Raw genomic sequence first — 7,367 nt, 5'->3', positions numbered from 1 at the left:
GGGGCGGCGCGCCGCGACCCGGCGGCGGTTCGGCATCGCCCCGGACGAGCCGGTCGTCGGCGCGGTCGGACGGCTCGTCCCGACCAAGCGGTTCGACCTGCTGATCGAGGCGGTCGCGGCGCTGGACGGCGTCCGGCTGCTGCTCGTCGGCGCGGGCCCCGAGCGGGCCGCGCTGGAACGCCGGGCGCACGACCTCGGCGCCGCCGGACGCGTGCTCTTCGCCGGGGGCACCTCCGACGTCGCGGGCGCGCTCGCCGCGATGGACGTGTTCGCGGCGCCGTCCGTGCAGGAGACGTTCGGGCTCGGCGTGCTGGAGGCGCTCGCCGCCGGGCTGCCCGTCCGGTACACGACCTGCCCGGCGCTCGACGACCTCCCGCCCGGCGAGACGCCCGCCGACGCGCGCCGCCTGCCCCCGGACGCCGGACGCTGGGCCGCCGAACTGGACCGCGCCGCCCGCGCGCCCCGGGACCGGACGCGGGTGCCGCCCGCCGTCGCCCGCTACGACATCGCCGAGCAGGCCGCGCGGCTCGCCCGGCTGTACCTCCTCCCGGAAACCCCCGGCCGCGCGGGTGTTCCGAAACGAGAGGAGGCTCAGGATGCCGTCATATGACATCTACCGGAAGCGGGCGATCCGGAGGCGGGCGATCCGGAGGCGGGGGCGCGTCGTGCCCGTGCCCGGCGTCGGGCGCGCGCTGCTCGCGGCGGTGCTGCGGCGGTTCGGGCCGTCGCTCGCGTTCGTCGTCGCCGGGTTCCTCGGCGGGCTCGGGTACGTGCTGATCGTCCCCGCCACCTACACGGCGAACGCGTACGTGCTGGTCGTGAACGACGCGCGGGCGGACGGCCCGGCCGCGGTGAACTTCGCGCAGACGTTCGGACGCCTCGCGCCGCTGCCCGAGACGCTCGGGTACTCGGCGCTGCCCCTGCCGAAGGGGACGGGCGGCGCGCCGCGCGACCACGTCCGGGCGTCCACCTCGCCGGACACGCCGCTGATCGAGCTGACCGGCAGCGCGCCGACGCCCCGCGCCGCCGCCGCGTACGCCAACGCCGCCGCCGACGCGCTCGTCCGGTACGGGGCGGCGCACCGCGCCGAGACGGGCGTCCGCGTCGCGCCGATGAGCCGCGCCGCGCCGCCCGCCTCGCCCGCGTCGCCGAACGCGGTCCTGGGGGTCGGCGTCGGGACCGCGTCGGGCGTGCTGCTCGCGGGCCTGAGCGCCGCGACGCTGAGCGGGCGGCGCCCGTCCCGCCGCCGTCCCGTCCCCCGTACCCCGCTCGCGGACCCGCCCGGCGCGGAGGCGTGGTCATGAGGCGGCCCCGGCGGGGTGCCCGTGGCTGAGAGCGGGGACACGCCGGTCCGGGTGCTGCATGTCAGCCAGCCGAACGCGGGCGGTGTCGCCGTGTACATCGGGCAGGCGGTCCGCGAGCAGCGGGCGCGCGGCTGGGAGGTCGCCGTCGCCTGCCCGCCCGGCGGGGACCTGCCCGCGCGCTGCGCCGCCGCGGGCGTGCCCTGGTTCAGCTGGAAGGCCGGACGCGCCCCCGGGCCGCGCACCCTGCTGGAGTCGCTGAGCCTCCGCCGCCTGGTGAAGGGCTTCGAGCCGGACGTCGTCCACCTGCACTCGTCCAAGGCGGGCCTCGCCGGACGGCTGCCCGGCCGCCCGCGCGGCACCCCGACGATCTTCCAGCCGCACGGCTGGTCGTGGCTCGCCGCGACCGGCGCGCAGGACGCGCTCAGCCGGTGGTGGGAGCGGGCCGCCGCGCGGTGGAGCGACGCGCTCGTCTGCGTCGGCCTCGGCGAGCTGCGCGAGGGCGTGCGGGCGGGGGTGCGCGGGCCGTACCGGATCGTCCGCAACGGCGTGGACCGGCGGCTGTTCCGGCCCGCCGACGCCGCCGCCCGGCTGGTCGCGCGGACCCGGCTCGGGCTGCCCGCCGCCGTGCCGCTCGCCGTCTGCGTCGGGCGCCTCACCCGGCAGAAGGGGCAGGACGTCCTCGTCGCGGCGTGGCCCGCCGTCGTCGCGCGATGTCCGTCCGCGCGGCTCGCCATCGTCGGGGACGGCGCGGACCGCGACCTGCTGCGCCGCGCCCCGGCGGCGAGCGGCGTGCTGTTCGCCCCCGCCTCGCGGGAGCCCGCCGACTGGCTCTCGGCGTCGGACGTCGTCGTGCTGCCGTCCCGGTGGGAGGGGCTGTCGCTGATCGCGCTGGAGGCGCTCGCGGTCGGCCGGTCGCTCGTCGGGTCGGACGTGCCCGGGATCGCGGAGATCGTCCAGCCGGGTGTGGGGGCGCTGGTGCCGGCGGAGGATCCCGGCGCGCTCGCGGCGGCGGTCGCGCACCGGCTGCTGCGCCCGGAGCTCGCCGAGCGGGAGGGCCGGGCGGCGGCCGCCGCGTCCGCGGGTTACGACCTCGCCCGGACGCTGGCGCTGCTCGCCGCCGTCACCCGCGAGGTCGCCGCCCGCCGCGACGGCCCGTGTGTGGAAGACCCGTGCTTGGAAGACCCGTGCTTGGACGATTTCGATGATTTGGACGACCGCTTCTTCGGCGACTTCTGGGAGGGGGAGGTCTTGGACGGCGGCGCCTTGGAGACCGGGGCGGCGGGCGCCGCGCCGAACAGTTCGCGGTAGGCCGCCGTGGACGCCGGATTGCGGCGGCACGCCCACACGCCGTGCGGGCAGTAGTCGCTGATCGACTGATAGGCGACGTTATGCGACATGATCCAGCGGTGCATCCCGCGCACGAAAGCGGGATTGTCGTTGTTGCGGAAGAGCCCCCATTCGGGGAACGAGATGGGCTTGCGGTGCGCGGCCGCGAAATCGGCCTGCGCGCGCAGCCCGTAGGGCTCGTCGACGAAATCCGCGAACGTCCCCCCGGTGGGCTGGTCGTAGGTGTCGGTGCCGATGATGTCGACGACGTCGTCGCCCGGATAGCAGTTCGTCCACGGGATGGCGTCCCGGCCCCTGGCGGGCGCGAAATCGAAACGGAAACGCGCGCCGCGCACGCCGCGCATGACCGTGACGATGCGCCGCCAATACGCGCGCCACGCGGCCGGGTCGGGCTCGCAGCGGCCCGCGTACTGCTGCCCGTTCATCTCCCAGCCGAGGACGATGACCGAATCCCCGGCGCGGTAGGCGGCGAGGCGCTGCGCGAGCGTCCGGTAATGGGCGTCGAAGGCGCCGGCCGCGCCGCGCCGCAGCAGCGAGGCCAGCACGGGGACCGGCGCGCGGGTCTCGTTCGGGGCCATCATCGGGACGTTCACCACCAGCATCCGCCGCGGGTCGGCGGCCTTCCACCGGGCCCACGGCGCGATCATCTGCTCCGGCCCCTCGACGTACCGCCAGTCGTTCCCCGGCAGATAGGTGCGGCCGACCGTCACCGGCGCGCCGAGCCATTGCCGGAACTGCTCGACCCGGCCGACGCCCTCCGCGCCGGAACCGAGGAACGCGCCCAGCGGAACGTATTTCGGCGATTCCACCGCCAGCCGGTCACGCCCCTTTTCGGCGGCCGTCGCGGGCGGCGCTCCGCACAGCGCCGACACCAGCGTCGCCGCGGTCAGAATGGGCAGGGGTGAACGGTGCGAAAAGGGCATTTCACGGCGCCGTCCGAAAGGCCGCCCTGGTGCGTGGATATCGGCTGCTGCCATGCGTATAGTGTGCCATTGGACGTTCGTCGGCGAACTAATCGGCCGCTCACTTACAGGTCAAACTTTACGTTTTTTGGAGGGTCGCCTTGTGCCATAGTCCGGTGGAACGGGCCCGCTGAGCGCATGGTCGCCGACACGCGGGTCCCGGCGGCGCCGCGGCTCGACCCCGGCCTGCCCGTCCTCCTGCTGCGCACCGACCCGAACGTCTTCCACCACGGGACGCTCGGCGTCATCCGCAGCCTCGGACGCGCCGGGGTGCCCGTGCACGCCATCCTGGAGGGGCGCGGCAACCCGTCGTCCCGGTCCCGCTACCTGCGCGGCGGGGAGCCGTGGGCGCCGCCCGCCGCGCGCCCGGCCGCGCTGCTCGGCCACCTGCGGACGATCGCCGCGCGGATCGGCGGGCGGCCGCTGCTCGTCCCGATGGACGACGCCGGGGCGATCTTCATCGCCGAGCACGCGGACGCGCTGGCCCGCCGCTTCGCCTTCCCCGTCCAGGACCCGGACGTCCCGCGCCGCGTCGCCGACAAGTCGCTGCTGCTGGAGGCGTGCGCGGCGCACGGCCTGCGCCGCCCGCCGAGCCGCACGCCCGCGTCCGCCCGCGACGTGGACGCCGCCGTCCGCGACCTCGGGCTGCCGCTGATCGTCAAGTTCGCGCGGCCGTGGCGGCTCGGCCCCGGGCTGCGCAGCACGACGCTCGTCCACGCGCGGGACGAGGCGCACCGGCTGTTCGCCGCGTCCCGCGACGGCGGCCCCGGCGACGGCGCGGGCCCGCTGATCCTCCAGGGGTACATCCCGCCGGGCGGCGGCGACTGGTTCTTCCAGGGCTACTTCGACGACGACCTCGGCTGCCTCTTCGGCGGGACGGGCCGCAAGCACCTCGCCCTGCCCGCCCACGCGGGTCACACCGTCCACGGCGAATGGGTCGCGAACCCCGAACTGGAGCGGCTCGCGGTGCGGATCGTCCGGCTGCTCGGCTGCCGCGGCCTCGTCGACCTCGACTTCCGCCGCGACCCCGGCGACGGCGGCTACCACCTGCTCGACTTCAACCCGCGGATCGGGGCCCAGTTCCGGCTGTTCGCCGACCGGAACGGGCTCGACCTCGTCCGCGCCCTCCACCTCGACCAGTCGGGTCGCCGCGTCCCGGACGCGCGCCCGGCTTTCGGCCGGAACCTGCTCGTGGAGAACCACTTTCTGCGGCGGTCGGCCGGACGGCCCCTGCTGCGCGCGGCGACCCTCCGCCCGTTGCGCGAGGCCGACGAGTTCGCCTGGTTCGCCGGGGACGACCTGCCGCCCTTCCTCGCCATGGGAGGGCGCAGCGTGCTCCGCGCGGCCCGGCGGCTCCGCACCAGGTGACACCGCGAACACAACGGGGGGAACGAACATGATCGACTCGGTTGGCGACGTCGTGATCGCCGGCGCCGGGCCCTACGGCCTGTCGGCGGCGGCCCACCTGCAGAACCTCGGGCTCGACGTGCGGATCATCGGGCAGCCGATGCGGTTCTGGGCGGAGAACATGCCGGAGGGCATGTACCTCAAGTCCGAGCCGTTCGCGTCGAGCCTCGGCGCGCCGCACTCGGGCATGCGCTTCACCGACCGCCATCCGGACTGGCGGCTCGGACGCCCGATCCCCCTCGACACCTTCGTGGCCTACGGGCGCTGGTTCGCCTCCGTCGCGATCCCCGGCACCGAGGACGCGCAGGTCGTGAACGTCGAGCGCGGCGGCCCCGGCGGGTACGTCGTGACGCTGTCCACCGGCGAGACGATCGCGACCCGCGCGGTCGTCGTCGCCGTCGGGGTCGGGCCGTTCGCGCACATACCGGACGAGCTGGCGGGCCTGCCGTCGTGGCTGGTCTCGCACAGCAGCCAGCACCGCGACCTCGGCCTGTTCGCCGGGAAGGAGGTCGCGGTGATCGGCGCCGGGCAGTCCGCGCTGGAGACGGCGGTGCTGCTCGCGGACGCGGGCGCCTACCCGCACCTGCTCACCCGGCGCCGCGAGATCGACTGGAACACGGTGCCGGAGGAGCACCGGTCCGCGCGGTCGCGGCTGCTCGGCGGGCCCCGCTCCGGGCTCGGCACCGGCTACCGGACGTGGCTGTGGGCGGAGCGGCCCGGGCTCGTCCGGTACCTGCCGGAGCGGACCCGGCAGAGGATCGTCCGGGAGACGCTGCCGCCCGCGGGCGCGTGGTGGCTGCGCGACCGGCTGGACGACCGCGTCCGCGTCTCGACCGGCCGCTACCTCGCGAAGGTCGCCGAGGACGGCGGCGGCGTCGCGCTCACCACCATCGACCGGACCGGCGGGCGGCTCGTCACGGAGGCCGAGCACGTCATCGCCGCCACCGGGTTCGTCCCGGACGTCGACCGGCTCGACCTGCTGTCGCCGGAACTGCGCGCCGAGGTGACGACCCGGTTCCGCGCGCCGGTGCTCAGCCGCGACTTCGAGTCGTCGGTGCCGGGGCTGTACTTCGCCGGGCTCGCCGCCGCGCCCACGTTCGGGCCGGTCATGCGGTTCGTGCACGGGTCCGGGTTCGCGGCGCGGCGGATCTCGCACCACATCGTCCGGCGGACGCCGCCGATGCGGGCGCCCGCGGGCCGCGCCGTCCCGGAGCCGGACGCCTCGCTGGAGCCGGACGCCTCCACCCGGTGAAGGATCTTCCTCCGGCGGGCGGCGCCTTCGGGGGCCGCCCGCCGGTGCCCGCCGCGGGCTAGCGCCAGGGCGGCCGGGCGCGGCGTTTCGCGCGCTCGGCGCTGGCCGTGGCGACGGCCCACCGCCAGCGCGCGTAGAGCGTCCACGCGGTGGTGCGGGCGCGCCCGGAACGGGGCGCCTGAGCAGGGGGGACGCTGGGCAGCACGAGCACCTGGAGCTCGTCGCGGCGGACGAACCTGCGGGCCTCGCGGCGGGGCGCGCCGCGGCGGCGCGGCGGGCGCAGGCGCGTGATCGCGGACGCGGGGTCGGGCATCGCGGGCTCCTCGGGCGGGGCAGCAGGCGCCGCAGGTCGTGCACCGAATGTATCGCACTCGATACCGTCCGCCATCCTTCTCCCGAAGCCGGGGTGAACGGCGGGTGCTGCCCGGGTGGCGCGGCGGTGTCGGCGCGGCCGGACGCCGCGTCCCATGGCGAAATCCTCGAATTGCGGTAAAGCGGGCATCTGGCCGCCGGAAAACCGCGTTCCGCCAAAGCGAAATTAATGCGGAGGTAAATGATCCGGCGACATGCCGGGCGGCCGAACAATGGTTCCTTGATCGTATGTGGGGCGGTGCTACCTTCGTGCCGCTGACCGGGTACCGCCAGCGGAAAAGGCGGCTGGAAAAGGAGAGAAACGGACGTGGAACCGGCACCGACCGAATGCGGGGCGAATCGCCCCGAGGGTCGGCCGCCGCATGCCCTCGGCGCCGTTCTCCTCCGCCTCGCCGCCATCGCGGGCCTCGCCTTCGCGGGCTGGATGGCCCTCGCCGCGCTGAACGGCGCCGCCGCCTCCGCGACCGAGCACCGCCCGGACACCGGACGCCAGCACGGCCACGGCGACACCGCTCTGGGACGCCTCGGTGCCTCCGCGCTCCACACACCCGCGCTCCGCGCGCCGGGAGTACGGACGCCCGCGCTCAGAACCCCTGCCCTCCGCGCACCGGAAGTGCGAACCCCGGCCCTCCACCGTCCGGCAGAACTTCCCGCACACCGCGCCCCCGCACACCAAGCGCCCGCGCCTCACGCACCCACGGCTCACGCACCCGCACACCAAGC

At 75.9% G+C, this 7,367-nt stretch carries 6 protein-coding genes and 1 pseudogene; 5 read left to right on the top strand and 2 right to left on the bottom strand.

Features of this window, described 5'->3' with window-relative positions:
* The 3 genes and pseudogenes from ACH01S_RS41500 to ACH01S_RS41490 form a co-directional block, all read left to right on the top strand.
* Positions 1-610, top strand: a 610-nt coding sequence (locus ACH01S_RS41500; protein WP_157406371.1) for a glycosyltransferase, incomplete at its 5' end; no start/stop codon positions are given.
* Positions 597-1,304 (top strand): YveK family protein, encoded by a 708-nt coding sequence (locus ACH01S_RS41495; RefSeq protein ID WP_083981741.1) that lies wholly within the window; start codon positions 597-599, stop codon positions 1,302-1,304. The genes ACH01S_RS41500 and ACH01S_RS41495, both read left to right, overlap by 14 nt.
* Positions 1,305-1,319: 15 nt before the next feature.
* Positions 1,320-2,309, top strand: a pseudogene (locus ACH01S_RS41490) (glycosyltransferase family 4 protein); the annotation flags it as partial.
* 77 nt (positions 2,310-2,386) lie between these two features.
* Here ACH01S_RS41490 and ACH01S_RS46490 read toward each other — a convergent pair.
* Positions 2,387-3,574, bottom strand: coding sequence for a glycoside hydrolase family 26 protein (locus ACH01S_RS46490; RefSeq protein WP_148344135.1), 1,188 nt, complete (start codon positions 3,572-3,574; stop codon positions 2,387-2,389).
* Positions 3,575-3,751: 177 nt separating this feature from the next.
* Between ACH01S_RS46490 and ACH01S_RS44225 the strand changes: the two genes are divergently transcribed.
* Together ACH01S_RS44225 and ACH01S_RS41475 are read left to right on the top strand one after the other, a co-directional pair.
* Positions 3,752-4,981 (top strand): carboxylate--amine ligase, encoded by a 1,230-nt coding sequence (locus ACH01S_RS44225; protein WP_067905793.1) that lies wholly within the window; start codon positions 3,752-3,754, stop codon positions 4,979-4,981.
* A 28-nt stretch (positions 4,982-5,009) separates the two neighbouring features.
* Positions 5,010-6,272 carry an NAD(P)-binding domain-containing protein gene (locus ACH01S_RS41475; RefSeq protein WP_067905791.1) on the top strand — a complete coding sequence of 421 codons (1,263 nt, stop codon included), beginning with the start codon at positions 5,010-5,012 and terminating at the stop codon, positions 6,270-6,272.
* A gap of 58 nt (positions 6,273-6,330) precedes the next feature.
* Here ACH01S_RS41475 and ACH01S_RS41470 read toward each other — a convergent pair whose 3' ends face one another.
* The gene (locus ACH01S_RS41470; RefSeq protein ID WP_067905789.1) at positions 6,331-6,585 is read right to left on the bottom strand and encodes a hypothetical protein; all 255 of its coding nucleotides are present in this window, start codon (positions 6,583-6,585) and stop codon (positions 6,331-6,333) included.
* Between the last annotated feature and the right edge of the window lie 782 nt (positions 6,586-7,367).

This window comes from Actinomadura chibensis NBRC 106107 (assembly GCF_001552135.1).
GTDB classification, from domain to species: Bacteria; Actinomycetota; Actinomycetes; order Streptosporangiales; family Streptosporangiaceae; genus Spirillospora; species Spirillospora chibensis.
The sequence above is the reverse complement of the archived record's forward strand: the minus strand, read 5'-3'. Positions and strand labels throughout refer to the sequence as shown.